Origin of the sequence: Psychrobacter sp. NG254, assembly GCF_015277735.1 — a bacterium.
Lineage (GTDB): Bacteria > Pseudomonadota > Gammaproteobacteria > Pseudomonadales > Moraxellaceae > Psychrobacter.
Genome location: NZ_JADHDA010000002.1, coordinates 442803 through 469239 on the forward strand (window position 1 = coordinate 442803; position 26437 = coordinate 469239).

Here is a 26437-nt window from a genome sequence, read left to right on the forward strand (position 1 = left end):
CGGTTTGACAATTCTCTTTAATGACTCATGATCTTTTTCAGATGATATAATAAATTATGCGCTTGCTTTGGCGTTAAGCTATCAGGATCGATAGTCTCTAGCTCATCTTGTAGGTTAAACAGTTGATTTTGTTCTGAAATGCTATAATTTTTCAGACCTTCATTAACATTGATAGTATCTAATGTTTGCCCATTATATAGAGATACTCCCTGCCGTTTATCCGTTACTGACTTAGCTAATTCATTTTTGTCATCAATGATTTTGGTGTTTTCGGCTGTAATCGTGTCTATATTTAAATGATTGACCAAGTAGCGTTTGGCATCATCCAACACTTGCGTGGGAATACCTGCCATTTTTGCGACATGCAGTCCAAAGCTGGAGCTAGCTGCGCCCTCCTTGATTTGATGAAGTAACAATAACTGACCATCGACTTCACTGGCGGCGACATGGACATTACGAATGTTAGCGTAATGAGTTTTGCCGTTCTCTGTTAAATCTTCTGCCAATTGCGTTAGCTCAAAATAATGAGTAGCAAATAACGTCAGGCAACCAATCTCTGCCAAGCGATTGACACAAGCATGGGCAATGGCCAGACCGTCAGTGGTGGCTGTACCTCGTCCGACTTCATCCATCAGTACCAATGACTTATTAGTTGCTTGATTCAAGATGTTGGCAGTCTCGATCATCTCCACCATAAAGGTCGATTTGCCACCTGCCAAATCATCGGCTGAGCCAATGCGTGTAAAGATACGATCGATATCACCGATATACGCATGCTCAGCTGGCACAAAGCTGCCGCAATGAGCAAGCAAGACTATCAGCGCCGTTTGGCGCATATAGGTGGATTTGCCACCCATGTTAGGGCCAGTAATCATCAATAGTCTTTCAGGATTTTCGAGGCTGCCTAGCGCACAGTCATTAGCGACAAAGTGGCTCTTATGTGCGTTATTTACAGTTTTGGTATTCGTATTAGCAGGATTCAGTGCCGCCTCGACCACGACGTGACGACCTTGACGAATATCAATGCTGGTTTCAGTAGTTATCGCCTCATTCTGATCTTTTGCCTCATGACCCATGATTGGACGTTGCCAATGATAGGTCGTCGCAAGCTGTGCCCAATTGCTTAAGACGTCTATTTGGGCGATAGCAGCACTCAGCTGTTGTAGTTCAGCCAAGTGTTCGTTTAACTGGTTCAATAGCTCTTGATACAGCTGCTTCTCACGAGCCAATGCCAAAGACTGTGCACTTAGGTACTCTGTCTCGACGTCTTTTAACTCATCAGTGATGAAACGCTCACTACTTTTGAGCGTTTGCCGACGGATAAAATGAGCAGGGGCATTTTTTGCTTGCATCTTGGGCAGTTCAAAATAAAAGCCGCTGACTTTATTAAAGCCTACTTTTAAACTGGGCAGTTGGCTATCTTGACGGGCGCGTTCGACCATCTCATCTAGCGTCGATTGGATATTGTCATGCAAGTGAGTAAGACGATCAAACTCATCATCATAGCCTGCGGCTAACATACCGCCATCACGAATATGTGCTGGCGGTTCAATGATAATGGCGCGCTCAATCAACTCGGCTACCGATTGGACGGCAGATAGCTGAGCGGGTAATTGCTGCATGAGCATTGGCAATAATCCAGCCTGTTCATGGCTGATGCCTGACGCAATGAGTAGGGTAGTAAGCTGCGCGCTACTGGCGATACCGTCGGCGAGCTTACGTAAGTCACGAGGTTTGGCGCTCATCAGACCAATGCGACTACTAATACGCTCGATGTCACCAATGGTATTTAGGGTGTCGCGTAGATTTGTGACTAATGAGCTGTGTGTTAAGTCTGCATCCGCTTCGATTGCCGACTGTTCTGTATGTAATAGATGGTTAATCGCATCCAAGCGCATATTGATACGTGCATGTTGGCGCAGTGGGCGCTTCATTTGCTGCACCAGTAGTCGCTTGCCCATTGGTGTCTGACAGTGATTGAGCACAGATATCAATGAGGTGCCGCTGCTACTCACAGGGGTGAATAGTTCAAGGTTTTGCTGACTATTGGCATCGATAATGAGGTAATCGTCACTGTATTCGACGATGAGCTGATTGACCTGTGGCACATGGCGCTGCTGGGTTTGGCGCGCATAGTGAATGAGCGCGGCACAACTGGTCTGCGCAAGTAGAGCCTCGTGGATACCTAGTCCATCGAGTCGCTGTACCTCGAACTGTTGGCAAAGGGTGTCGCTGGCATGCTCGCGATGAAAGTCATTTGCCGCGACTTCTATGATAGGGCAATCAAGGTTTTGACGCAGCCACACTATCCACTCTGCATCAGTACCGCCAATATCACTGATACTATCGCTGAGCGCTTCACTAATGATGCATTCACTGGGAGCAAAGCGCGCCAACACGGTGAGCATTTGGGCTTGCAGCTCTTTAGTATCATCACTGCTGGCAAGAAAAGTCTGTGTCGTCAGCGTGCCAGCTGCCAAGTCCAGTTGACTGACAGCCGCTTGTATGGGTTGTTTGCTATTTGCCTTAGGCATAGCAATATCAATGGCGACGACCGTAGGCGTATGATTGGGCGCAATCAATGCATCATCGGTGATGGTTCCTGCTGTAAGCGTTTTGACCACTTCGCGGCGCATGATACTGCCAGCTGCCGATTTGCCCTTATTCTTTTTTTGTTTGTCACCCATATTTGGCAGACTGGATGTATTGTCATTGGTATTATTACCAGTGGTTGATTCATCTATCTGCTCACAGACGACCACCGTTTGCCCAGCAGCAATCAGGCGTGCCATGTAACTATCAGCAGCATGAAAAGGCACACCTGCCATAGCAATAGTATTGCCCGCTTTATCCGTACCACGGCGAGTCAAGGTGATATCTAATATCTGTGCGGCGCGTTTGGCATCATCAAAAAACAGCTCATAAAAATCGCCCATCCTGTACAGCAGCAGTGCTTGTGGATAGTTGGCTTTCATGGTCAGATATTGCACCATCATTGGCGTATGATCTGCTAAGTGATAGACGGTATCGCCGACATTTAAGCGATTATCGCTGTCTTGTTTTGACACAGCATTGTTTAAAAAAGTACCGTTTGAAACAGTATCGTTTGATGGCGCAGGATTAGCGTTGCTATTTTGAATGGACGGCTTTACGGTCATGCAGAGTCTCTTTTGGTACTTAGATAGGGTTTTATCAATATAATATCTTGAGATTAACTGCACTATTTTAACACGTCTTACAGCGTTTTTAGGGCGACAAATATCTACTCGCTGCCCTTGTATCCATCAGCGCCATAACCATATATAATGACGGCACACTTAATTGGGCGATACTAAATTAGGTAGTACTTAGTCGGGTGATGACAAGGCAAAGAGCTACGCTTTGGCTAATGCGCACTAATTATCGAATATTCCATAGGTCAAAAAATTATGTTATCAAAGATTATAGGCAGTGTGGTTGGCACCAAAAATGACCGCGAATTAAAACGCATGCGTAAAGTGGTCAGCAAGATCAACGCACGAGAGGCTGAAATACAAGCCCTGTCTGATGAGCAACTACAACAAAAAACTGAAGAATTTAAAGCACGTCATCAAAAAGGCGAAAGCTTAGATGCGCTATTGCCAGAGGCGTTTGCCGTCTGCCGCGAAGCATCATTACGTGTCAATGGTATGCGTCACTATGATGTGCAGCTGATCGGTGGTATCACTCTGCACGAAGGCAAAATCGCTGAGATGAAAACTGGTGAAGGTAAAACCCTGATGGGAACCTTGGCCATGTATCTGAACGCGATCAGTGGTAAAGGCGTGCATTTGGTCACGGTCAATGATTATTTGGCAGCGCGTGATGCTGAATTGAACCGTCCATTATTTGGATTTTTGGGTATGACTGTTGGGGTGATTTACTCACAGCAGCCACCATTAGAGAAAATCGCAGCCTATCAAGCAGACATCACTTATGGTACCAACAATGAGTACGGCTTTGATTATCTGCGCGACAACATGGTTTTTAGTCTAAAAGAGAAAAAACAGCGTCCGCTAAACTTCTGTATTATTGATGAGATTGACTCAATCTTGATTGATGAAGCTCGTACACCACTGATTATTTCAGGTCAAGCTGAAGATTCATCACGCATGTATGCGCTTATCAACACCATTATTCCTGTGCTGATACGTTCAAAGGACGAAGAAGCAAACAAGAACAATGAAGAAGAAGATTTCTGGATTGATGAAAAAAATCGCCAGATTGAGATCAGCGAAAAAGGCTATGAAAAAATTGAGCGCTTCCTAATCGAAGTGGGCGAGCTGGGCGAAAACGAAAGCTTGTACAGCCCAAGTCGTTTGCCACTATTGGCACACGTTCAAGCGGCCATTCGTGCGCATCACGTTTTTGTCAAAAACGTTCACTATATTGTCGATGAAGGCGAAGTGGTCATCGTTGATGAAAACACTGGTCGTACCATGCCGGGTCGTCGCTGGTCAGAAGGGCTACATCAAGCAGTCGAAGCCAAAGAAAATGTCGAGATTCAAGCAGAAAACCAAACGCTTGCGACAACGACATTCCAGAATTTTTTCCGTCTGTATGACAAATTGTCTGGTATGACCGGTACGGCTGATACTGAAGCGGCAGAATTCAAATCGACTTATGATTTGGATGTCATTGTTATTCCAACGCATGAGCCGATTGCTCGTATCGATATGGATGACCAGATTTTCTTGACCAAGTTAGGAAAATACAAAGGCATCATCCGCGAGATCAAAGACATTCAAGCCAAAGGTGCGCCAGTACTGGTTGGTACAGCAACAATTGAAGCCAGTGAAGAGCTGTCTTATCTGCTCGATCAAGAAGGCGTTAAGCATAATGTTCTAAATGCCAAGCAGCATGAGCGTGAAGCCGAAATTATCGCACAGGCAGGTAGCCCTAAGTCTGTCACCATTGCCACCAACATGGCAGGTCGTGGTACGGATATTATCCTAGGTGGTAACTGGCAGTCATTTATCGAAGATATTGACTCAGTCAGTCCAGAAGAGATGCAGCGCCTAAAAGCCCAATGGCAAATCAAGCATGACCAAGTCGTGGCGGCTGGTGGTCTACATATCATTGGCTCTGAGCGTCATGAATCACGCCGTATCGATAACCAGTTACGTGGTCGTGCTGGTCGTCAAGGTGACCCTGGTATGTCGCGCTTTTTCTTATCGCTTGAAGACGACTTGATGCGTATTTTCGCAGGCGATCGTGTGGTCAACATGATGCGTGCTATGGGTCTAAAAGAAGACGAAGCCATTGAGCATAAGATGGTTTCCAAATCTATTGAGAACGCTCAAGGTAAAGTAGAGAGTCGCGATTTTGATGCCCGTAAAAATCTGCTCAAATATGATGATGTTGCCAACGAGCAGCGTAAAGTCATCTATGGACAGCGTGATGACCTACTGGCTGAGATGGATTTACTAAAAGCCATTGAGACTATGCATCATGAAATCTATACTGCCCTGATCAACCAGTTTATTCCGCCAGGTTCTATCGATGACCAATGGAATGTCGATGGGTTAGAGGATGAGCTAGAAGATGAGTTTAAGATACCGATGCCGATCAATGATTGGCTAGATGAAGATCGTCGTCTAGATGAAGAGGGATTGCGCGAAAAAATCATCCAAACCGCTGTCGCTCGTTATCATGAGCGCCGTGAACAAATGGGTGAAAAAGATGCTGCACAGCTTGAGCGTCACTTTATGCTCCAAAGCCTAGACAAGCACTGGAAAGAGCATTTGACTCAGATGGATCAGCTGCGTAAAGGTATTCATCTGCGCGGCTATGCACAGAAAAACCCTGAACAAGAGTACAAGCGTGAGTCATTTGAATTGTTTCAGATGATGCTTGGTGCGATTAAGTCTGAGACCGTGCAAGATCTGTCACGTGTGCATATTCCAACCAAAGAAGAGCTAGAAGCGTTGGAAATCCAGCAGCGTGAGAATGCAGCACATATGCAAATGCAGTTTGAACATGATGATGTGGATAATTTGGACAGTGGTGCGAACCGTACAGCTGCTCAGCCAAACCCACAGAATCGAGGTATCAATAGCGGTATCGCCGCAGCTGGCGTGAGTACAGGTGTATCAGGTAGTGGTGACAATGCTAGTGCTAGTGAGCCTAATCCATATGCAGGTATGAATATCAGTCGCAACGCCGCGTGTCCTTGTGGATCGGGTCTCAAATACAAACAATGCCATGGTAAAATCTAGTTTTTATTGCCATCAGTTTGTACTCATAAGCTGAGAAGTATAAGAAAGCCCTTGTCTATTTTAGATAAGGGCTTTTTACCTTCATCGAACGATCTTTCTAGAAACAGAATATATAGTTGATTTGGTTTAATAGAGAGACAAGGCAACCGAGTGTAGATGTATATGAGATACTTCAAGCGAGGTTAACGCTGTCACTCTTTTATAGAAGATTGACTATACGCTTATAAAACCTGCAAACCTGTTGTATTGATTGCTTACAAATTCAGCATAGGCGTGAATTTATGGACAGGCTATAGTGTTCAACATATTTATTTTGGAGAGTGTTATGAGTTTAGTGTCGTTAAAACAGCTACGTACCTCCGTATCGTTGGTAGGGTTGCTTGCTGGTGCGTTAACGCTCAGCGCTTGTCAGCAGTCAGAAACGGAGTCAGGGTCAGAAGAGGGGGCTAATACTGAAGAGGTTGTACCAATGTCAGCTGAACCGGCTGAACCCAATGATATCATCGTCAATACTGAAGACACGACAGTCAGTGAAGTAGCGGACGATGAAGTAGTAAGCGATGAAGTAGCGAGTGATGAATTAGAGAGTGAGACAATGGCTCAGTAGATGGTAGCGAGACGCAAAGGTCTTATCTATGCACTCCTGAAGTAAAGGTCAGCGCCACTTAAACCAATAAAAAGTAATGACCATGCGATGAGCAAAAAAAGCAACGTGATACTCGCGTTGCTTTTTTATATCTGTACTATTTTATATCAGCGCCATTCTACATCAGTGCCATCTGATATCTATACCATGATGAAATATCCAATAGCTCAGCATTTTCTCATAATCATGGGAATAGCCATGTGTTCAGTTTAACCAACCTCTCATCTACTCTGATGGAGTCACGTCTTTACCGCGCGACCCATGCGCTAGAAACCCTTCTTCAGTCACATCTAACTCCTCGTGCTTGAGTTCTACTTGTATGCTATCCGTATGTACGTGCGTGCTTTTATCAATATCAATTTCTTGAATGACATAAGTGTCTTTGGTGATGGTGGCTACTTGGCGCGATACCACGATTTCGATAGGATCATCGCCGACTTCTATTTGTTTGCCATTGATGGTCACGACGGCTTTGCTATCTAGTGATGGCTCAACATGGCGTAATATGTCTTTTTCGTCGTAATCACCAGAGAGTAAGTCTTGACTCTCCGCATCATGATAGTCGGTGCGAATGGTGATGTATTCTTCGACAAGCTCAATTGGGACATTTATGGTCTTAGTACGGGCATGTTTGGTGACCGTCACTTTACCAACATCCAATCTTTCCTTATTGATGACGGGACGCTCTTCTAATAGCTCGAGATGGCCAATATTGACCATGTTTTTCGTTTGGTTACGTGATGCGTCTTGTTCATTAATTAAGCTATTTTGAGGTAGGTTATTTTCTTTATTAATGCTCATGGTTATCTCCTTATAGTTATAAAATATTGGATCATGAAAGCTAAAAATGTCATACAGCTAGATGTCTGATTCTCTATCTCTACTATAGACCATTTACTCAAACTACTCATACAAAAAAGACCAGAGACATGCCCTGATCTTAATCTAATAAATGCGTTTAGCTAAATATCAACTAGCTAATAAATACTGTCACACTTGCTAATAATCTTACGCTAATGGTCTAAAAAATATCTCTTATTAGAAATGTGACGTATGAGCATGTTACATACCACGAGCGTGGCGTACATCTTCAGCAGTGATATCATCGCGGTCTACGATGTTGCCTTCGCGATCAACTACGTGACCATCATCGTTGACATCTAATTCTTCACGTTGGATCGTTTCAATAATGGTCTCAGTATGGCGTTCAGTTGTTTTGCCAACATTGACTTCTTCTGATACGTAGGTTTCTTTACCGACACGGGCGCGTTCAGCTTGTAATTCAACTTCAATCGCTTCGTTACCGTTCACATCACCGATACGACGATCTGTTGGACGATCTACATTGGTACGCTGGATATTGGCATGTTCTTCTTCAAGCTCAACATCGACGTTGCGCTCTTCAGTGACTACATGCTTACCGACTTTGACTAGTCCTGCTACGATACGATCTTTATTAACAGTTAGACGCTCTTCTAATAGCTCTAACGTGTTCGGTGCATCATAGGCATGATCTGCAATTTCCATACGCTCTGTGGCAGGAACGATATCAGATGAGAATGCTTGACGGTCTTTTTCATACTGATCTTTGTAGCTGTATTGATAATCATGATCGTAGACTTCCATAGCTTCGACCTGTCCTTTAGTCAAACTATCAAAGAAAACATCATCACCAACAATACGTGCTAATCCTGCTGGTACCAATACTTCTTTTGAACTAAACCAGCCACCTGCATCAACGATGAGGTAACGAATGCGACCAGTAGTATCTTCTACCAAAGCCCCTTCAATTTTACCGATTTTTTCTTCATTGACACCGTAAGCTGTTTTATTTGTTGGATCATAATAGTCATCACCGATTAGGTCATGGTGTGTTGCTTGGATATCTTTTAAACGGATTAGTTGGCTCATTATTGTCTTCCTTTTTTGTGAGTTAATTGCTTTTAATTATAATATTTAGTAGTTGTTTTTGGATTTCTGAAAATAAAGTAAATCGAGTGCTAAACGATGTAGACAGTCTTTGCATCAACTTGTGGCTATCCTAACATCATGATTCTGAGTGATATATATGAGCAAGGTAGCGAAGTGTGCACTTGGCGTAATTGCGTGTAATAGGCTGTAAGCGCTATAACAGAGAGGGGGGTATAAGTTGACGCAGCTTTACAAAGAGAAATATTGAACGATTGTTTCCTATGATTAGACACAAAAAAACCGCAAAGCAAAAAGCCATGCGGTTTTTAAATACATACTAACTATTAGGTTATCATCAAATATTTTGCACGTTATATTGTCTTAAAACAATACGCTCAAAATCTATAGATATTTAAGGCAATTCAATAGCGACTGCTACCGCTTCACCACCACCGATACATAGCGTGGCGACGCCTTTTTTGCCACCAGTACGTTTGAGAGAGTTGATGAGTGTGATAAGAATACGAGCACCAGAGCAGCCAACTGGGTGACCAAGCGCACAAGCACCGCCTTCGACGTTTACTTTGGCATGATCGATTTTAAGCTCGTCCATAGCGGCCATTGTGACCATTGCAAATGCTTCATTGATTTCCCATAGATCAACATCTGCTACAGACCAACCTGCACCTGCTAGTACTTTTTCGATTGCGCCAATTGGGGCAATGGTGAACTCGCTTGGGTGACGTGAGTTTGAAGCAGTCGCGATGATGCGAGCTTGATAATCCAAACCTTCCGCTTTCGCTTGTGATTCTTTCATCACGACAACAGCAGCGGCACCATCAGAGATTGAGCTGGCATTTGCTGCCGTAATCGTACCCTCTTTTGCAAAGGCAGGACGTAGAGTAGGGATGCGATCGGCATTGGCAAGTGCTGGCTGCTCATCAGTATCAACCGTTTGCTCACCTTTACGAGTTTTAAAGGTAACAGCTTCGATCTCGTCTGCGAAGTGACCATCTTTGATAGCAGTGAGAGCACGGTTCAATGACTCAATGGCGAACTCATCCATTTGCTCACGGGTATAGCCTTTTTCATCTGCCATTTCTTGCGCAAACATGCCCATGAGTTTACCAGTTTCTGCATCTTCTAGACCATCTAAGAACATATGATCTTTGACTTCTTTGTGACCCATGCGGTAGCCGCCACGTGACCCTGGCATGAGATAAGGCGCGTTGGTCATTGATTCCATACCACCTGCGACAGCCACATTGAAGCTACCCGCTTTGATACCGTCATGTGCTTGCATGACTGCTTTCAGACCTGAGCCGCACAGCTTATTGATCGTCACAGCACCAGTTGCGTCAGACAGACCTGCTTTACGCATCGCTTGACGGGCAGGGCCTTGACCCAAACCTGCGGTCAAGATACAACCCATGATGACTTCATCAATGTTATCAGCGCTAACGCCAGAACGCTCAACCGCGGCTTTGATGGCAGCAGCACCAAGATCGGTGGCACTCATGTCTTTTAGGACACCTTGAAAACCGCCCATTGGTGTACGAGCGCTGTTTAAGATTACAATTGCATCATTTGACATCGTTATTATTCCTTTTCACGTATTTTAAATAAAAGTGTTTTATTTTGATTAGGGCGTGTTGAACATTCAAATGTGGTGCTGGCAGTCACTATTTTTTAGACAATATGCAGTGAAATTTTTGATGCCTAGTCATTCTAGGTTAAACAATTTCGCCATATATTGGCAAAAAATAGTACTGCCATGAAAGGCTGATGCTAAAATCACCCCAAACGTTGTTGCAAGCCTAGCTAAGGTCTCGACATTATCGTCGGTTTGCGCCTAGTTGGGTGCAATTTTAGCGATCAGCAGCCCTAATATTTGAATGTTCAACAGGCCCTAAGGTCAAACGCTCGTTGGCCGCCAAGCTTGTGTTATCTATGCCAGCTCATCTAAGCGAATGCGTACTACTTTATCAGTAATAGTCTCTAGTTTTTCGATTTTTTCAATCGCCAGATTCATCTGGCTTTCGACCACAGGTAGCGTCAATATAATGACAGGTACTTGACCTACTTTATGAGCAGGTTTTTGTAAAATCGCATCGATATTGATGCCAGCATCGCTCAAGATACGAGTGATATCCGCGAGTACACCTGGATTGTCACTAGCATGTACCCGTAAATAGTATCCAGTGATCATCTGCTCAGCACGCAATATCGGCGTATCTGATAGCTGTTCAGGAATAAACGCAAGATGCGGCACATGATGACCATGGTTGTTTTTATTGCTGTTGCCTTGATCGTCACAGTCGGTATTGCCTAGGACGCGGACCAAATCCATGACATCAGCCATCACCGCAGAAGCAGTTGCACCAGCGCCTGCACCATCGCCGCAATACAGCGTTTGTCCAAGTGGGTGTGAGTTAACCAATACCGCATTCTTTACGCCATTGACGTTAGCAAGCAACGCGTCTTGCGGAATCAGCGTCGGATGTACGCGCAGCTCGATACCAGCATCATCAGCATTGCCTTGACCATCACGGCGTACGGCAAACCCTAGGTGCTTGATACGGTAACCAAGCTCTTCGGCATAGTTGACGTCTTGTAGTGTAATGCCCGTGATACCTTCACAGTATACTTTATCAAACTGTAGCGGAATGCCAAATGCGATCGAGGCAAGTAGTGCCAGTTTATGAGCAGCATCGATACCTTCAACATCAAAAGTAGGATCTGCCTCTGCATAACCTAACTCTTGCGCTTCGCTTAATACATCGGCAAATGGGCGACCTTTGTCACGCATTTCGGTCATGATAAAGTTACCAGTACCGTTGATGATACCAGCCAGCCAGTCGATTTTGTTGGCAGCCAGTGCTTCACGCATGACTTTAATAATTGGAATGCCGCCTGCTACCGCTGCTTCATAAGCAACATGGACGTTGTTTTTTTCAGCGAATGCAAAGATCTCATTACCATGCTCAGCGAGTAGAGCTTTGTTTGCCGTGACCACATGCTTGCCGTTTTTAATGGCCTGCATAATGATGTCTTTGGCTAAGGTGGTACCACCAATCACTTCGATAACAATATCGACATTATCACTTGCGGCAATTGCCATCAGATCGCTGTTTTGCATGATATTGGCATCAATATCATCACGCTGACGACGCGTACCCACTTCGGTAATAATAATGTCGCGTCCGCTACGGCGTTTTAGCTCATCTAAATTGTCATTGATCAGATTGATCACGCCCGTTCCGACGGTGCCCAGACCAAGTATCGCTAGTTTGATGGAATTACTCACAGTATCCTCAAGAGGTTAAATATAATGAAGCCAGTAAAATGCTGTGACAGTGTGACATGAGTCTGCGGCATCAAACATAATATCTGTGCGCATTGTCTGGTCCTGCCTGCTTATCTGCTTCATCATAGTTGAATAAAAAAAGCTCAAATAAAAGGGGTATTGCTCATGTTGCATTGCGCTTTATCGTATCATACCGATAAGGCGTTGTGGCGTCTACACAATGTCATAAAGGCCAATGCTATAAAGACAACATCATCAAGGTTATATCAGCTTACGATGATAGAAAAGCGGTAGCTTCAATCTTGTTTGGCATATGCATATGTCATTTATGCTTGGTTGCTGATATGAGTCACTAATATTGATAACTCAAATTATTAATTAGCGCCTACTGCTTGTGCCAATTCTGCTGCAGGTAGATAGCCGCCAACTTGCTGTCCAGCTTCTGTAAAGACCGCAGGCGTACCGCGCACACCAAGTCTTGAGCCTAGAGCCATATGTTCTTGGACAGGGTTGGCACAGCTAGGCGCTTGTACATTGGCACCGATTTTTGCTTGATCCATCGCAGCTTTACGATCCTGACTACACCAGATAGCTTCCATCTTTGGTACAGACTCTTGGCTACGTGGCCATGCCAGATAACGAACCTCGATACCGCGTGCATTAATATCATCCATTTCTGAATGTAGTTTGCGGCAGTAACCACAGTCAGCATCTGTAAACGCATATATGACGGCTTTGGTTTCACCTTTTGCTGGATAAATCACCATGTCTTTTTTATCGACGGCCTTTAGCGCTTCTTGTGCTGTACTAGCAACCAATGCGGCACTGATATCAACTGGGGCGGCATCACCCACAGCGATGATCTGACCTTGAATAATATGCTTACCAGCTTTATCCGTAAAGAAAGAAGGCAGACCTTCAGCGGTCACCCAATAAATGCCATCCATATCTGTCGGTACGGCCGAAATAATGGTTTCCTCGATACCAGAGGCCTTTAGATTCGCCTGTAAGTCCTTCACCACGGTTGCATCATTACCAGCTGAGGTCTTAGTAGGAGTGGTTTTAGTCTGGGCTGCGTTGACAACACTGGTATTGCTGGTTGCATCAGCGGCATTGTTTGAGCAGCCAGCAGCGATACCAACCAGTAGCGCACTCATCATAAAACGAGATAAAACAGTACGTGAAAGAGGGTTACGCAAGGTGGTATTTTTGATCGTGGGGAACGGCATACGGGTTTCCTATAGGCATCGCGCCTAATCATGAGTTCGTTATATAAAAGCGCTAGAAACTTTTATATATAGTAATGTGTCTTGGCAGCGTTTTAAAGGTCTAACAATGAAGATGTTTGTATAACTTATTGATAATAAAAGGTGAAGAGTCATCTTCTCTATATTACCATATTTATGTCAACTGACAGCTCAAGTACATCATCCAATAAATGCAGATACTACCAACTTTAAAGAATAGCTATCAATACAAATTCAGAAAATAAGATACATTTGTACTATGTAATATATAGGCTTGCCCTTGTAATCTATCGCTAACAGCATATTTTTTATAACAATTTGAATAAAATGCTTTGTTTTGATTATTTGATAACGACTTACTTTAACAAATTTGCTTTAAGGAGCACACATGGCAGGTGCCAGTTTATTAACTCTACTTGATGATATCAGTGTGATATTGGATGACGTATCCGTCATGACCAAAGTCGCTGCTAAAAAAACCGCTGGTGTATTGGGCGATGATTTGGCGCTAAATGCTGAGCAAGTGACTGGTGTTAAAGCCAATCGAGAGCTGCCAGTCGTTTGGGCGGTTGCCAAAGGCTCGTTCGTCAATAAGCTCATTCTAGTGCCAGCCGCACTGCTGATCAGTGCAATCTATCCGCCACTCGTTACTTTTCTACTGATGTGTGGTGGTTTGTTCTTGGTTTATGAAGGTGCCGAAAAAGTCATACATCGTTTTTGGCCGCATGCATTGCCACACGATGAAGAGCAGAACGCACGCCGAAAAGCCAATGCGGATGAAACAGTAGATTTGGTTGCCTTTGAAAAAGAAAAAATTAGAGGCGCGATACGTACTGATTTCATCTTATCCGCTGAGATCATTGTGATTGCCTTAGGGGCAACCGCAGGGGCGACACTACTAGAACGCAGTCTGGTACTATCTATCCTAGCGATTGGTATCACGATTGGTATTTATGGTTTGGTCGCGGGCATCGTAAAGATCGATGATGCAGGTTTGCATTTGATGGAGCAGGACGGCGCCTTTAAACAAAAACTGGGCAAGTTTATGTTTGCTGCTGCACCTAAGCTAATGAAGTTTTTATCCATTGCGGGTACGTTGGCAATGTTCTTGGTAGGTGGTGGTATTTTAGTACACGGCATTGGCTTCTTGCATCATGGTGTCGAGGACTTAGCAGGTTTGACAGGTATATTTGAAAGTCTGACGACGACTTTGCTTAATGGTGTTATTGGTTTTGTTATTGGGGCAGCAGTCGTAGCACTTTTGACTGTTATCAATAAAATGCGTGGCAAAGATGATACAGCCTCTTCTGCACATTAAAATGATAGTTTCTGAGCACTATTTGCTTGACGAATAAAACGCTAATTCTATCTGTCTCAACATAAAAACCCCAAAGCTGCTAGCAGCTTTGGGGTTTTTGTTTGCACTCTTAATGACTAGCTTTCGCTGTCTGACTCATCAGAGGCTAGCTTTTCAGCTTGGGTGGGTTTTTTGTGCTCTGTCTTAGGTTTACGGCTGCGAGCCTTAGGCACTTTTGGCGTAGTCAAATTAAACATACCAGTTTGCGGCAGCAGTTGCTCAGCCACATTTTCGATCATGTTCTTATAACTGGCGATGGTAGTCTTTGATTTTGCTGCCTGACTCTCTTCCTTAGTCGGTTGCTCTAAGGTAGAATCAATTGCTGGCTCAGCCTCTTCTACATTCGCCTGTGGCATGTCACTAGCCTCAACGTCTACCTGCTTGGCAGCTGATTGCGCTTGCTCAACTTCTAGCAATTGCTCGCTGTCAGCACTGACATCGTCTGTTTGTGCTTTATTGACCAGTGCACTGGCTTCAATAACATGAGCGTCTAGTTCACTATCGGCTGGCTCAGAATCCACTGCTGATTCTGCACTCATTTCAGCATCTTGTATTGCAGGTACGCTCAAGACTGCTGGTTCCTGATAGTCAGGATGCTGGCCACGCGGATCATTGGCAGCACGCTTACTGACAGTAGGTAATTCAACGTCTGTTTTACCTTGAGCCGCTGCGAACTGACTGACGGCTTGCGTCATCGTTTCAAAGCGTGTCAAGTAATCTGCCGCCAATGGCTGATAGCCATAGTTGCTAAAGTCAAAGCTCTCACTCGCAGCATCATCGTTGTTGTCACTGACCATGCTTTGAGTATCATCAGTCGTTTGCGCTTGGTCTTTATGCAAGGCAATCGCCGCGATGAAGCAATTAATAACGCCCTCAGTTTCCAAGCGATTTTGCGCGTCTGGCAACGTTGCGCGGATAAACGTACCAACACTACTGCCAATGGCTGCCATTTTCACAGCCGGTTGTGATTCAACTTTAGACGCTTGCTTTGTCTGCAATTGCTGACTACGAATCACGCGTGGATCGTTGCTGGCTTGACCGAACTTTTCTGCAGTTACGTAGCGTGTGCCAAACAATGCCTCGTGTGTCAGCTTAAGTGCTGAGCTACTGGTATTGCTGGCATCAACAGCCTTGGCGTTACTGTCATCGGCCTGAGCACTGACAGCATCACTGACTTTACTAGCTTGGTCTGGACTGCTTTCCTCTACGCTCTGACTGGCAATGCCTTCGTTTGAACTGCTTTCCTCTGCAGTTGCCACTTCCGGCTGTTGCGCTGTCGCAGCAGTGGTCACGCTTGTATCAGTCGCTACTGATGGTACGTTATCTAGAGGCTTGTCTGCATCAAGGTCAGCACTGTTCATAAAGGCTGCTGGCGCGTCTACCGATGGTTTTTCGTCAGCAGTGTTTTGCTCACGCTTAGGTGCCTCGTTCTGCACGGGCTGGTTTGCATCACCTTTGGCTTCACTGGCTTTTATTTCGCTAGTTTTCACATCAGGAGTTTTTACAGCACTTTTTTCCTGCTCAACCTGTTGGTCAGCGCTTTGCTCGTCAACATTGGTCTTTTGAGCAGGATGCGGCGCAGGGCGATCTTTCGAGCGCTCGTTTTTTGCCACATCGTTTGCTGTACTCTGCTTTTCAGTCGCCTGCGGTTTTGCCTGCGTAGACTTGCTATCATCTAAAGACAAGTGCACAACTTCGGACGGCTTTAGCTGAGTCGGTGCTTCATTGACCTGAAGCACGACTTCGTTAGGGTCTTGACTACGGCGCGAGCTAGATTGGTTTTTGCTATTGGCTGCATCATGGCTTCTAGCTTGCTGCTGCTTGCCTTGCTTGACACTGTCTGCTGTCAGCGTCTCACCGCGCTCTAGCTTGCCACGTGAGCCACGTTGGCTATGCGATTTACGCTTAGCACGCGTTTGCTCATCGGTTTTAGCGCTGTCTTCGTTGTCAGCTTCATTACGCTCGCTTGTGTTGCGACTGCTATCCTGACGATTGGTGTCTTGACGGTTGTTGCGATTGCGATCGTTTGTGCGTCTATTATCCTGTTGACGCTTGTCTTGCTGACGTTGGTCTTGCGTGTCAGACGGTTTGTCATCAGTAGTGTTTGAGGTGCTGCTATTGCTAGTGGCACTGTCATCAACAGTATTACTTATCTCATCAGTTGCGTCTTTTCTTGGGCGCGGTTTAGAAGATCTAGATTTACGCGGTTTGCGTCTTCTTCTGTCATCACTGCTACCCTCATCAGCATCGCCATCGTTATTACGACGGGCCTGTTGGCGATTGTTCTGATTGTCTGACTGCTGGCTGTCATTTTTTTGATTGCCAGTTGATTGGGTAGGGCTTTCATTGTTTGTGGCTGCATTACTTGAGCCTGCGTTATTGAGCGCATTGCTATCCACTTGACCGAATGAGCCTAGGCTTTGCGCGCCAGTATTTACCAGTGCTTCAATCGCTTCTGCGGCATCACGACTACTAACGTTAGGTGTCGTTGTGGCTTGCGGTGCTTGCGCAAACAGATTAGACAACCAAGCGACAGCTTGCGGCTGGGCAGGCGCTGGAGCGCTTTGTGGTTGCGTCGCTACTGGTGCAACAACACTCTGAGTGTTATTTACTTGCGGTGCTTGCACAGGCGCTGCTGCAGCGGCGCTTTTATGATTGTTATGAGTGCGACGATCATTGCTATGATTGACAGTGCTGTTTTGCGAGGTCGCTGCGGTGCTCTGCTGCGCGTTTGCAGGGCTGTTTGGTTTGCTACTATTGTCACTCGACTGCTGGCGTGGTTGGCGAGTAGGCTGCTGTTCTGGGCGCTCTTTTTCAGCCGTTTGCCAGTCAACATTGTAGCCAAGATCGCTGTGCTCTTGTTCCTGAGCATCAGTGATACGCTCATAGCTTGATGGGGCAAAGCCATCACGGTTAAAGTGAAGCTTAAAGTTTGGCGACTCTAAATGAGCATGCGGCAAAATGGTAATACGAGTGCCACTGTCCTGCTCAAGATAAACCAAGCTGTCACGCTTTTCATTTAACAAGAAGGCTGCGATGTCGGTTGGAACTTCTGCTTGTACTTCACCTTGACGCTCTTTTAAGGCGATTTGCTCAATCTGACGCATAATCGATAGCGACAAAGAGCGCAAGTCACGAATCATGCCATTGCCGTGGCAACGTGGGCAGATATAACCCGTTGACTCTTCTAGTGAAGGACGTAGACGCTGACGGCTCATCTCCATCAAGCCGAATTTAGAAATATCACCAAACTGCACACGTGCACGGTCATATTTGGTGGCATCAATTAGACGTTTTTCGACTTCTTTTTGATGCTTATTATCATTCATGTCGATGAAATCAATAACGATCAAACCACCCATATCACGTAGACGCAATTGACGGGCAATCTCGTCAGCAGCTTCTAGGTTGGTGTGATAAGCGGTCTCAGCAACGTCTGAGCCTTTAGTCGATTTGGCTGAGTTGATGTCGATAGATACCAATGCTTCTGTTTGGTCAATAACGATTGAACCACCTGATGGCAGACGAACTTCACGCTGATAGGCGGTTTCGATTTGTTTTTCGATGTTAAAGCGCGAAAACATCGGCTCGTAATCGGTGTATTTGCGCAATTTTTCTGCTTGCTTTGGCATCACAGCATCGATAAAGCCAGCGGCTTCGATATAAGCGTTTTCGTTGTCGATCCAAATCTCAGCGATATCATCACGCAGGTAATCACGAACAGCACGTGTGACAACGCCCGCTTCTTGATGAACCAAGCGCGGCGATGGATATTTTTGGTTTTGTTCTTGGATGGCCTGCCAGATGTTAAGCAAGTGGTTCAAATCGTGTTGTAAGTCTTCTTGAGTTTTACCAATACCAGCGGTACGAATGATAACGCTCATACCTTTTGGTAAATCAAGATTGCCCAGCATACGCTTCATATCTTCGCGCAGTTTGCCCGAGATTTGACGTGAGATGCCGCCACCACGAGGGTTGTTTGGCATCAATACCAGATAGCGACCGGCCAAGGATACATAAGTCGATAGGGCAGCGCCTTTATTACCGCGCTCTTCTTTTTCGACTTGGACGATTAGCTCGTCGCCTTCTTTGATCAGTTTTTTGATGTTTTCATCACGTGGATTGCCGCTTAGGTATTCGGCAGAGATTTCACGAATCGGCAAGAAACCCTGACGCTGAGAGCCATATTCAACAAATACCGCTTCAAGCGATGGCTCGACACGAGTCACATGACCTTTATAGATGTTGGATTTTTTTTGCTCGCGGGTACGGTTTTCTAGATCAAAATCGTATAAATGATTGCCTTTACATAAGGCGACACGAATCTCTTCGTTTTGAGTGGCGTTGATTAAAATGCGTTTCATATTTATATCCTATGAGTACGCATAACAACGATAAAACAGTCTTTTAGATCAAGGTACAGTGGCAAGTATGGCTAATTCGATATTAGCAGTTGCAGATGTTAATTAACGATAGAACGTAAACCGTGGGTCTCATAAAGCACGTGGGCTTTTTCAATGGCTTTTTACCTGAAGCTGTCAGCGAGGACAACATGGATATAAACAGTATAGGTTGTAAGGCTATAGTACTCATACTTTATCATCAATAAACTCGGTACATATATGAATGTATCAGCGTATCGAGGCTCTCTTATAGTCAGTACATTCTATTGGTAGTGATTGTCAATAAACGTTGTAAGCGCCTGCGACGGTCAGTTACGGGTCTAAAAAATACTGATATTAAAAAAGCATGGTGCTGCTTTTGTTCATCCATCAAAGTCTAACAATAATATCGCGGTCATGATGGCTATATATAATAGCGTCATTCAGCGATTTTTTACTCAGGTAAAGCGATTGCTGATTCTGTATTTATCGTTCTTTATATAACGTCAATATATCTTGGGTATTTCAAGGTTAGGTATCGCAGCTTGGTTATCAGCGGGGCGTACTTGGCAAACAGAGTAAGGGGCCAGCTTGTCAGCGTGGTATTATGGTCACCTTTTTATCATCATCTGTTTGACCACCAATACTTAGGCAGCTCTCGATTTACTTTTCGATCCTAACGCTAAACTACCCATACTTGCTCAACTATGCTGGCGTAAAAAACCATTAGATAAGTAATCATTAAATAATGAACAGTTATCAAATAAAGTCGTTGTCATGCGATGAGTGAGTCAGTGTTATGTTGTAATCGGTCAATAAGCTGATTTATTATCAGGTTTATTAACGCGATGGTATCTAGTGTCACTATTTATTTTATGGCACCGAAAAAATTCAGTACAGTTTTTTCAATTTATGAGGCTGTCTTTGGTCAGTAATACCTTTTTTAGGTAGTAGCTTTGAATAGACAGTACACTCAAAATCAGATGAAACGTGTCATGTCAGCAGGGTGAATAGAGAAAACCGCTTTGCTCGCCAGCAGTAAAAAACTGACAAGTGATAAAATGGTGGTCAACTATTTGGAACAACAATGATTATTGTTGTAACCTCTGCTTAATTGTCGCTCAACATGCTAAACTATAACAAATCTTTGTGTAAATACCTAACTAAAAATGACAAACTCAAAAATGACTGACGACGCTCCTACCCATGAAGCCCCTGCTATTTTTAATAGCAAAACACGCCCACAAAGCGCTGACGATGAGATTAGTAACTTCGGCAAGGTGAACTACCTTGAAGTGACACGCCATCAGCACGACCAGCGTTTGGATAACTTTTTGCTGAACCGCTTAAAAGGGTTACCAAAACCGCATATCTACAAAATGATTCGCTCAGATGAGATACGCGTCAATAATAAGCGCTGTAAAGCACACGATAGAGTACAGCGTGAAGACGTCGTACGTATCGCACCAGTGGTGCTTGCCACCCGCGAAAAGCCAATCATTAGCACTGAGTTTGCCAAAAGCTTGCTCGCCCGTGTGGTCTATGAAGACGATGGGTTACTCGTGCTAAATAAACCTTCTGGTATCGCTGTTCACGGCGGTAGTGGTTTGGACTTTGGCGTGATTGAAGCCATGCGTGAAGTGACGGGTAAAAAATACCTAGAACTGATACATCGCATTGATAAAGACACATCAGGTCTGCTAATGATTTCCAAAAAACGCTCAACGCTCAAAGTGTTGCAGCAGCATTTGGTGGATAAGACCATTCAAAAGCACTATCTGTGTCTGGCAAAAGGACAACCGACGCTTAATGAGCAGCGTATCGATGCGTCATTGCTACGTTATACTGTCGCTAGTGGTGAACGCCGCGTCAAAGTAGATGCGCAAGACCCGCAATCCAAAGAAAGCCAGACAGACATCGTTGTTCACGGTCGTTTTACGATTGCAGATCAGCCAGTGAGCTTGATTGAAGCCAAACCGTTAACCGGTCGTACGCATCAAATCCGTGTGCATTTGGCTCATATCGGTCATGCTATCTTGGGCGATGATAAATACAACGTTCATGACAAATCAGGTGTTCATCGTCTATGTCTACATGCGTGGCGCTTAGACATTCCAGGTTATAAGACCATCACTGCGCCATTGCCAGAAGAGATGGCAGATTGGTTGCCAGAGACCATTAAACTGCCTGAATAGGTTTTCAAATTTAGGTTGTAAGCCAGAGCCTTTGTGTTATCCCTAAACGTCACGATACCTTATTGAATCAATAAGCCACCGTGACGTTTTGCTGTCTGCCATTTATTACTGTCATTCGTTAAGGTATATCCATGACTAAATCAACGCCTATTAATGCCTCAGAACCTACCGTAAACGCTCAGCCAGTAGCAGAGTACTGCTTGGCTCACAAAACCCTTATTATTTTTGATTGGGATGGGACGTTGATGGATTCAATCGGCTTAATAGTTGATTCTATGCATGTGGCAGGAGAGGCGCATGGGTTCGAGACGACGGATAAAGCCGTGCAGGACATTATCGGCCTAAGCCTAATGAAAGGTATCGAGATTTTATATCCGCAAGCAGATGAATCGCAAAAACTGGCCATTCAGCAGACCTACGCAGATTACTATATTGCCAACAGTCACCGTACACCGCTTTTTGCACCGATAGAAGCTATGTTGCAGACTTTGCAGCAGCAGGGTAAAAAACTAGCGGTTGCCACGGGCAAAAAAAGAAAAGGGCTAGATCGGGTACTAGATGCTTCACAGAGTCATCAGTATTTTGTGATGACACGCTGCGCTGATGAGGCAGGCTCAAAACCGGATCCACAGATGCTGACTGAGATTTTGAATGATACGCAGCAGGAAATCTCAGATGCCGTGTTTATTGGTGATAGCATTTATGATATCCAGATGGCAACTGCACTCGGCATGACCAGTATAGCAGTCAATTATGGTACGGCATCTCATGCTGAACTTGCTGCGCAGCATCCTACTTATCAAGTAGAGACACCGCAAGCACTAGCGGATTTGTTGTGTGGGCACGAGTCTTTATGATAAAAAACAGACGTAGTAATCATAAAAGTAGCAGCCATAAAAAAGGGTTTATCGCGATAACGATAAACCTTTTTTTAGTTGAAGGCTATTTTAGAAGGTTTTTTTAATAGAAGATTAGGGTATTTACTTGTCTTCTTTTTGAGCGCTGTCTTTTTCAATAGCCTCTTCTAACTCTTCGCCTTCTAATAACGCAAAAGAGGACTCAATAATTTTGTCGGCTTCGAGCTGATATTCATACCAGTTGCCCATAATACCGGCCAACTCATCCAGACCTTCTTTTCTGAGTGCTGAAAATAGCTGAATGCTACAGTTCAACCCTAGCTCTTTTAGTCTTTTACGAGTGTTAAGCAATGCATTTTTAGAGGCACCATATTTCAATTTGTCTGCTTTAGTCAACAAGATATGAACAGGCAGTTCACCATCATTTGCCCAGCGTAGCATTTGCTCATCAAAGAATTTCAGTGGATGGCGAATATCCGTCATCAGTACCAAACCTGCAAGACTTGAGCGCGATACTAGGTATTCCTCTAGCTCTACCTGCCATTCTTTTTTCATCTCAAGCGGTACGGCGGCGTAGCCATAACCAGGCAAATCGACCAGTCTTCGGTCATTATCACCGATACTAAAAAAGTTAATCATCTGCGTACGGCCAGGGGTCTTAGAAGAGCGAGCCAGTTGGCGCTGATTGGTTAAGGCATTGATAGCAGAAGATTTGCCCGCGTTTGAGCGGCCAGCGAAGGCAACTTCTAGCCCCATATCAGGTGGGCAAAGACGAAAAGTAGGTGCTGACATCAAAAATTCTGTTTGCTGAATTTTTTGACGGGATTTGGTGTTGAACACCGCATGTTCGGCGGCAACATCTGTAAACGGGGTATTCATAAATGGCTCATTAATCTTAAAAAATTGGATACAGTTGTAACGTTTTAATCAGCTGATAATTCACGGTAGCGGTCTACATCAGACAGCTTATAAAAGCAGCTATTTTACATTAACGGCTATTCTATACCATTACCTGTCTTACTTATTGAAATAACTGCAATTAGCGTCATATAAATAGTAGGATAACATTAAAATTGCGCATTCATCAGCACAAGTTTTGGGCATTAACAAAGCCTTATCCAATTTACCTATATTTGCATGACATATATTGTTACAATATTTGATAAGAGATACTTATTAGAACGATGGATTAGACACGTGAAATATCACGAGGAGGTGCTCCATGTTTGCAATCAATAGACTGCTTAGCAAAAGTTATCGCGCTGTCACCGCTGGCGTTGCTACGGTACTGATTAGTGGTGCTATGGCAGGCAGTGCAGGTGCTGCTGATATTGCCAAGACCTACGACAACTCATGCGCTGTTTGTCATGATAGCGGTGCGCTAAATGCTATCAAAAAAGGCGATAGTGCAAAATGGCAGCAACTTATCAAACAAAAAAGCATGCCGACCCTCATTAAATCCGTCAAATCAGGTATGCCTCAGATGCCAGCGGGCGGTCTATGCAATAAGTGCAGCGACAACGATTATCGCCAGTTGATTGAATACATGAGTGAATAATCTAACGCTTGAATATACCTTGATAGAGCATCAGATTTATTGTTTATATATGATTTCTGCTTTCGCTTGGTAATGTAACGCATGTTGTTAGAAAACTGATGGATACTGCGATTAAGTAGGCAAATGATACAAAGTCTTGCTATAATAATCGAAAATAAACCCTGATATTAGTAAGTACTTTCAGACTGCTTGTGTGCAAGAGCCTAAAATATAATCCGTCCTATCTTATAAAGAGGACGCTTTTACTGGGTATCTTATTAGTGCAACCGTTCTAGATAATGCTTACACCGAGCTAGTAGGATTTGTATCAATGAAAAAGTTAATCGCTGCTGCCAGCTTATGCGTTGCAAGTTTCAGCGTACAAGCTGCTATTGTTGTTCCTGAGTATGATGTTAATGCAGGTCAAAAAATTGCAGAAACTGTTTGTGCTGCTTGTCATGGTCTTAATGGGGTCAGTATTGTTCCTGCGCAGCCTAACCTTGGCGGCCAAAATGTAAAGTATCTCTACAAACAGTTGGTCAACTTTAAAGCAGGCTATCGCAAAAACGGTATCATGCAATCACAGGTTGCCAATTTGTCTCAGCAAGATTTGGCCAATGTGGCAGGCTATTATTCTAGCCAAGCGTCTTGGGGTGTCGGTTACGGCAACCCTGCGACTAACCAAGCAGCCACTAAGCTATTTCTAGGCGGTGATAAATCACGCGGTGTGATTGGTTGTGCTGGTTGCCATGGTCCAGATGCTGCGGGTAACACCTGGGCTGCATTTCCAAAGCTTGGCGGACAGCATGCACAGTACATCTCCACTCAGTTAAAGCTTTTCCGTGCCGCTGGGCGTGTTGATGATATCGCTAGCGATGATCAAAAACGAGTCAACGATGCTGCCAAAGAAGGCGAGATGGGCATGATGCAGACAGTCGCATCAAAACTATCAGACAATGATATTCGCATTTTGGCAGACTATGTGAGCGCCATTCATTAATTGAATAGCCTCTATGATACCTATCTGGTGCTTATTTTGTTGGCAAAGCCACTAAGCACTGTATCGCATGTGAATCACGTCTGAACCACTAAACCCCGATTTCGGGGTTTTTTCATAACTGTATGTCCCTTATATTAAGCAGACAATATGCAGATGAATTCATTTACAGAGGTTAATGATGACACGCGTTAATCATTGCTCTGTATAATTATAAATTATCGTTATTTACTTTAGATCGTTTGGATTGAAATTATGATGATCCGTTATGCTTCTTATTTTATCGCAGCATTATTACCACTGCTGCTATTTCGTTGGTTTGCACCAGCATCCATCGGCGAGATTGATTTTTGGTTGCTGTGGCTAGTGGCAATGGTCTTGGTCGCGCTGCCAGTTGTTTATGCTGAGATTGCATTGGCGTATCGCAGTGTCGAGGGACCTGTCGCTGGTATGCAAAAGCTGACTCGTGAAGCCGATGCGAGCCCAGTATGGCGCAGCTTTGGCTGGCTTGCGGCATTGGTATCTATCACTATTGCCGCATTGGTCATATCGGGTGCTAGCACAGGCATCTTAGCTGCGTTGACTGAGCTCAATAGCGCACCTAGCATTCCCAGCTTTGCAGTGGCAGCTGGCCTTATGGTTATTACGGTATTACTGAGCTTGCTTGGCGTCGCCCCTTTACCTATTGGGCTTGGGCTCATGGTCATAGGACTACTACTGGGCATTGCCAATGGTATACCCCATATTGCTTTTGCCATGACGGGTATTAGCTTGACCGAATGGGCACGCGCAGTCGCCCTAGCATTGGTCAGTGTTGGTGCGGGTACAGGGTTATATTGGTTTGGTCAAAACTTAGTCAGCAAGCAAACCGTCACAGCGGTCGCAGACGATAGCCAACAAGCAAAAAGCAGGGCGGCTACCCGTGAGTATCGCGCTACTAAGCTGGTATTACCGATTTGGATATTACAGCTGCTGATAGGCGTCGTGGCTTTATTCCTCAGTGGGATGGTATTACCATCGATTGGGCAATTGCTGTACTGGGTAGGGGTGTTATTCGTTGCCAGTTACTTATTACATTATAGTACCCAACAGTTAACGCATAAGTTTGGGCTATTGGTTAGCTTGATAATCACGTTTGCCTTAGCCTTGCTATTAGTGATGGCGATTCCAACAACATGGCTAGTCAGTCTCTTGGTTATTATTAGCAGCATTGCCGTACTACTGTTATCAGTGTTTGCAGGGTGGCAGATGAAAATCAGTCATTTACGTAAGTCACTGAATTTTGGTAGTGAAGCGTTCTATAATCTGTGGCGGATAGCGATACGCTTGATTGTTCCGTTGGCACTCATATTGGCATTAATAGGCTGGGTGATGCAGTGGTTGAGCTAACAAGCGTGAATACGGCACAATATGCTGAGCAGAGTGCGCTGATGACAGTATATTTGGCCTATGCTGAAGATGAGCAGCGCCAGCATTATTTGTCTTTACAGGTCAGTCATGGTACCAGCTTATACGCAGCGTTGGCGCAAGCAGGATGGCTTGAGAAATTTGCAGAATTGGAAAAGTGGTGTGAGCAGGTCATAGATGTGGCTACACCAACTGCCAAACGCTGGCACGTCGGCATCTATGCGCAGAAACAACCGCTGAGCTATGTATTACAGCCATCTGATCGCATAGAGGTGTATCGCAGTTTGAGCGCTGATCCGATGTCTCAGCGCAAAAACAAATCTCGCAGTTGAGTCGCTAGATTGATAAGTAGGATTTG

Annotated in this window: 17 protein-coding genes; 9 read left to right on the forward strand and 8 right to left on the reverse strand. The window is 44.6% G+C overall.

The features are described from left to right. Nucleotides 1–17 precede the first annotated feature (17 nt). A complete protein-coding gene (gene mutS / locus IP510_RS04555; protein WP_413786458.1) occupies nucleotides 18–2996 on the reverse strand; it encodes a DNA mismatch repair protein MutS in 2979 nt (992 codons plus the stop codon). 432 nt (nucleotides 2997–3428) lie between these two features. On the opposite strand from mutS, the gene secA reads away from it, so the two are divergent. Both secA and IP510_RS04565 read left to right on the forward strand, forming a co-directional pair. Further along, nucleotides 3429–6236 carry a preprotein translocase subunit SecA gene (gene secA / locus IP510_RS04560; RefSeq protein WP_194363586.1) on the forward strand — a complete coding sequence of 936 codons (2808 nt, stop codon included), beginning with the start codon at nucleotides 3429–3431 and terminating at the stop codon, nucleotides 6234–6236. A 325-nt stretch (nucleotides 6237–6561) separates the two neighbouring features. Beyond that, nucleotides 6562–6843, forward strand: a complete 282-nt coding sequence (locus IP510_RS04565) for a hypothetical protein (protein WP_194363587.1) — start codon at nucleotides 6562–6564, stop codon at nucleotides 6841–6843. Between the two features lie 264 nt (nucleotides 6844–7107). Here the strand turns inward: IP510_RS04565 and IP510_RS04570 are convergent, their stop codons facing one another. From IP510_RS04570 to IP510_RS04590, 5 genes are all read right to left on the reverse strand, one after another. Further along, nucleotides 7108–7683, reverse strand: a complete 576-nt coding sequence (locus IP510_RS04570; protein ID WP_194363588.1) for a YsnF/AvaK domain-containing protein — start codon at nucleotides 7681–7683, stop codon at nucleotides 7108–7110. A gap of 261 nt (nucleotides 7684–7944) precedes the next feature. Next, complete coding sequence (locus IP510_RS04575; protein ID WP_194363589.1) at nucleotides 7945–8793, reverse strand: DUF2382 domain-containing protein; 849 nt, start codon at nucleotides 8791–8793, stop codon at nucleotides 7945–7947. A gap of 412 nt (nucleotides 8794–9205) precedes the next feature. Continuing rightward, nucleotides 9206–10387, reverse strand: a complete 1182-nt coding sequence (locus IP510_RS04580; RefSeq protein WP_194363590.1) for a thiolase family protein — start codon at nucleotides 10385–10387, stop codon at nucleotides 9206–9208. Nucleotides 10388–10741: 354 nt separating this feature from the next. Further along, nucleotides 10742–12100 (reverse strand): homoserine dehydrogenase, encoded by a 1359-nt coding sequence (locus IP510_RS04585; protein ID WP_194363591.1) that lies wholly within the window; start codon nucleotides 12098–12100, stop codon nucleotides 10742–10744. Between the two features lie 374 nt (nucleotides 12101–12474). After that, the gene (locus IP510_RS04590; protein ID WP_194363592.1) at nucleotides 12475–13329 is read right to left on the reverse strand and encodes a DsbC family protein; all 855 of its coding nucleotides are present in this window, start codon (nucleotides 13327–13329) and stop codon (nucleotides 12475–12477) included. Between the two features lie 406 nt (nucleotides 13330–13735). On the opposite strand from IP510_RS04590, the gene IP510_RS04595 reads away from it, so the two are divergent. Continuing rightward, entirely contained in the window at nucleotides 13736–14665 is a 930-nt protein-coding gene (locus IP510_RS04595; RefSeq protein WP_194363593.1) for a DUF808 domain-containing protein, read from the forward strand. 116 nt (nucleotides 14666–14781) lie between these two features. On the opposite strand, the gene IP510_RS04600 is transcribed toward IP510_RS04595, so the two are convergent. Further along, on the reverse strand, nucleotides 14782–19068 hold the full coding sequence (locus IP510_RS04600) for an Rne/Rng family ribonuclease (protein WP_194363594.1): 4287 nt from the start codon (nucleotides 19066–19068) through the stop codon (nucleotides 14782–14784). A 1202-nt stretch (nucleotides 19069–20270) separates the two neighbouring features. On the opposite strand from IP510_RS04600, the gene IP510_RS04605 reads away from it, so the two are divergent. Together IP510_RS04605 and IP510_RS04610 are read left to right on the forward strand one after the other, a co-directional pair. After that, nucleotides 20271–21281: an RluA family pseudouridine synthase gene (locus IP510_RS04605; RefSeq protein ID WP_194363595.1), complete on the forward strand. Its 1011-nt coding sequence runs from the start codon at nucleotides 20271–20273 to the stop codon at nucleotides 21279–21281. Between the two features lie 131 nt (nucleotides 21282–21412). Next, entirely contained in the window at nucleotides 21413–22138 is a 726-nt protein-coding gene (locus tag IP510_RS04610; RefSeq protein WP_194363596.1) for an HAD family hydrolase, read from the forward strand. A 123-nt stretch (nucleotides 22139–22261) separates the two neighbouring features. Here IP510_RS04610 and yihA read toward each other — a convergent pair whose 3' ends face one another. Further along, the gene (gene yihA / locus IP510_RS04615; RefSeq protein ID WP_194363597.1) at nucleotides 22262–23017 is read right to left on the reverse strand and encodes a ribosome biogenesis GTP-binding protein YihA/YsxC; all 756 of its coding nucleotides are present in this window, start codon (nucleotides 23015–23017) and stop codon (nucleotides 22262–22264) included. Nucleotides 23018–23360: 343 nt separating this feature from the next. Between yihA and IP510_RS04620 the strand changes: the two genes are divergently transcribed. The 4 genes from IP510_RS04620 (at nucleotide 23361) to IP510_RS04635 (ending at nucleotide 26411) form a co-directional block, all read left to right on the forward strand. Next, complete coding sequence (locus tag IP510_RS04620) at nucleotides 23361–23696, forward strand: c-type cytochrome (RefSeq protein WP_194363598.1); 336 nt, start codon at nucleotides 23361–23363, stop codon at nucleotides 23694–23696. 310 nt (nucleotides 23697–24006) lie between these two features. Further along, the gene (locus tag IP510_RS04625) at nucleotides 24007–24675 is read left to right on the forward strand and encodes a c-type cytochrome (protein WP_194363599.1); all 669 of its coding nucleotides are present in this window, start codon (nucleotides 24007–24009) and stop codon (nucleotides 24673–24675) included. A 252-nt stretch (nucleotides 24676–24927) separates the two neighbouring features. Then, entirely contained in the window at nucleotides 24928–26061 is a 1134-nt protein-coding gene (locus IP510_RS04630; protein ID WP_194363600.1) for a hypothetical protein, read from the forward strand. 5 nt (nucleotides 26062–26066) lie between these two features. Next, the gene (locus tag IP510_RS04635; RefSeq protein WP_320154172.1) at nucleotides 26067–26411 is read left to right on the forward strand and encodes an RnfH family protein; all 345 of its coding nucleotides are present in this window, start codon (nucleotides 26067–26069) and stop codon (nucleotides 26409–26411) included. The last annotated feature ends 26 nt before the right edge of the window (nucleotides 26412–26437 follow it).

Coding starts and splice junctions, on each gene's coding strand:
- mutS (WP_413786458.1), bottom strand. CDS start 2,996: ATGATGGTGCAATATCTGACCATGAAAGCCAACTATCCACAAGCACTG.
- secA (WP_194363586.1), top strand. CDS start 3,429: ATGTTATCAAAGATTATAGGCAGTGTGGTTGGCACCAAAAATGACCGC.
- IP510_RS04565 (WP_194363587.1), top strand. CDS start 6,562: ATGAGTTTAGTGTCGTTAAAACAGCTACGTACCTCCGTATCGTTGGTA.
- IP510_RS04570 (WP_194363588.1), bottom strand. CDS start 7,683: ATGAGCATTAATAAAGAAAATAACCTACCTCAAAATAGCTTAATTAAT.
- IP510_RS04575 (WP_194363589.1), bottom strand. CDS start 8,793: ATGAGCCAACTAATCCGTTTAAAAGATATCCAAGCAACACACCATGAC.
- IP510_RS04580 (WP_194363590.1), bottom strand. CDS start 10,387: ATGTCAAATGATGCAATTGTAATCTTAAACAGCGCTCGTACACCAATG.
- IP510_RS04590 (WP_194363592.1), bottom strand. CDS start 13,329: ATGCCGTTCCCCACGATCAAAAATACCACCTTGCGTAACCCTCTTTCA.
- IP510_RS04595 (WP_194363593.1), top strand. CDS start 13,736: ATGGCAGGTGCCAGTTTATTAACTCTACTTGATGATATCAGTGTGATA.
- IP510_RS04600 (WP_194363594.1), bottom strand. CDS start 19,068: ATGAAACGCATTTTAATCAACGCCACTCAAAACGAAGAGATTCGTGTC.
- IP510_RS04605 (WP_194363595.1), top strand. CDS start 20,271: ATGACTGACGACGCTCCTACCCATGAAGCCCCTGCTATTTTTAATAGC.
- IP510_RS04610 (WP_194363596.1), top strand. CDS start 21,413: ATGACTAAATCAACGCCTATTAATGCCTCAGAACCTACCGTAAACGCT.
- yihA (WP_194363597.1), bottom strand. CDS start 23,017: ATGAATACCCCGTTTACAGATGTTGCCGCCGAACATGCGGTGTTCAAC.
- IP510_RS04620 (WP_194363598.1), top strand. CDS start 23,361: ATGTTTGCAATCAATAGACTGCTTAGCAAAAGTTATCGCGCTGTCACC.
- IP510_RS04625 (WP_194363599.1), top strand. CDS start 24,007: ATGAAAAAGTTAATCGCTGCTGCCAGCTTATGCGTTGCAAGTTTCAGC.
- IP510_RS04630 (WP_194363600.1), top strand. CDS start 24,928: ATGATGATCCGTTATGCTTCTTATTTTATCGCAGCATTATTACCACTG.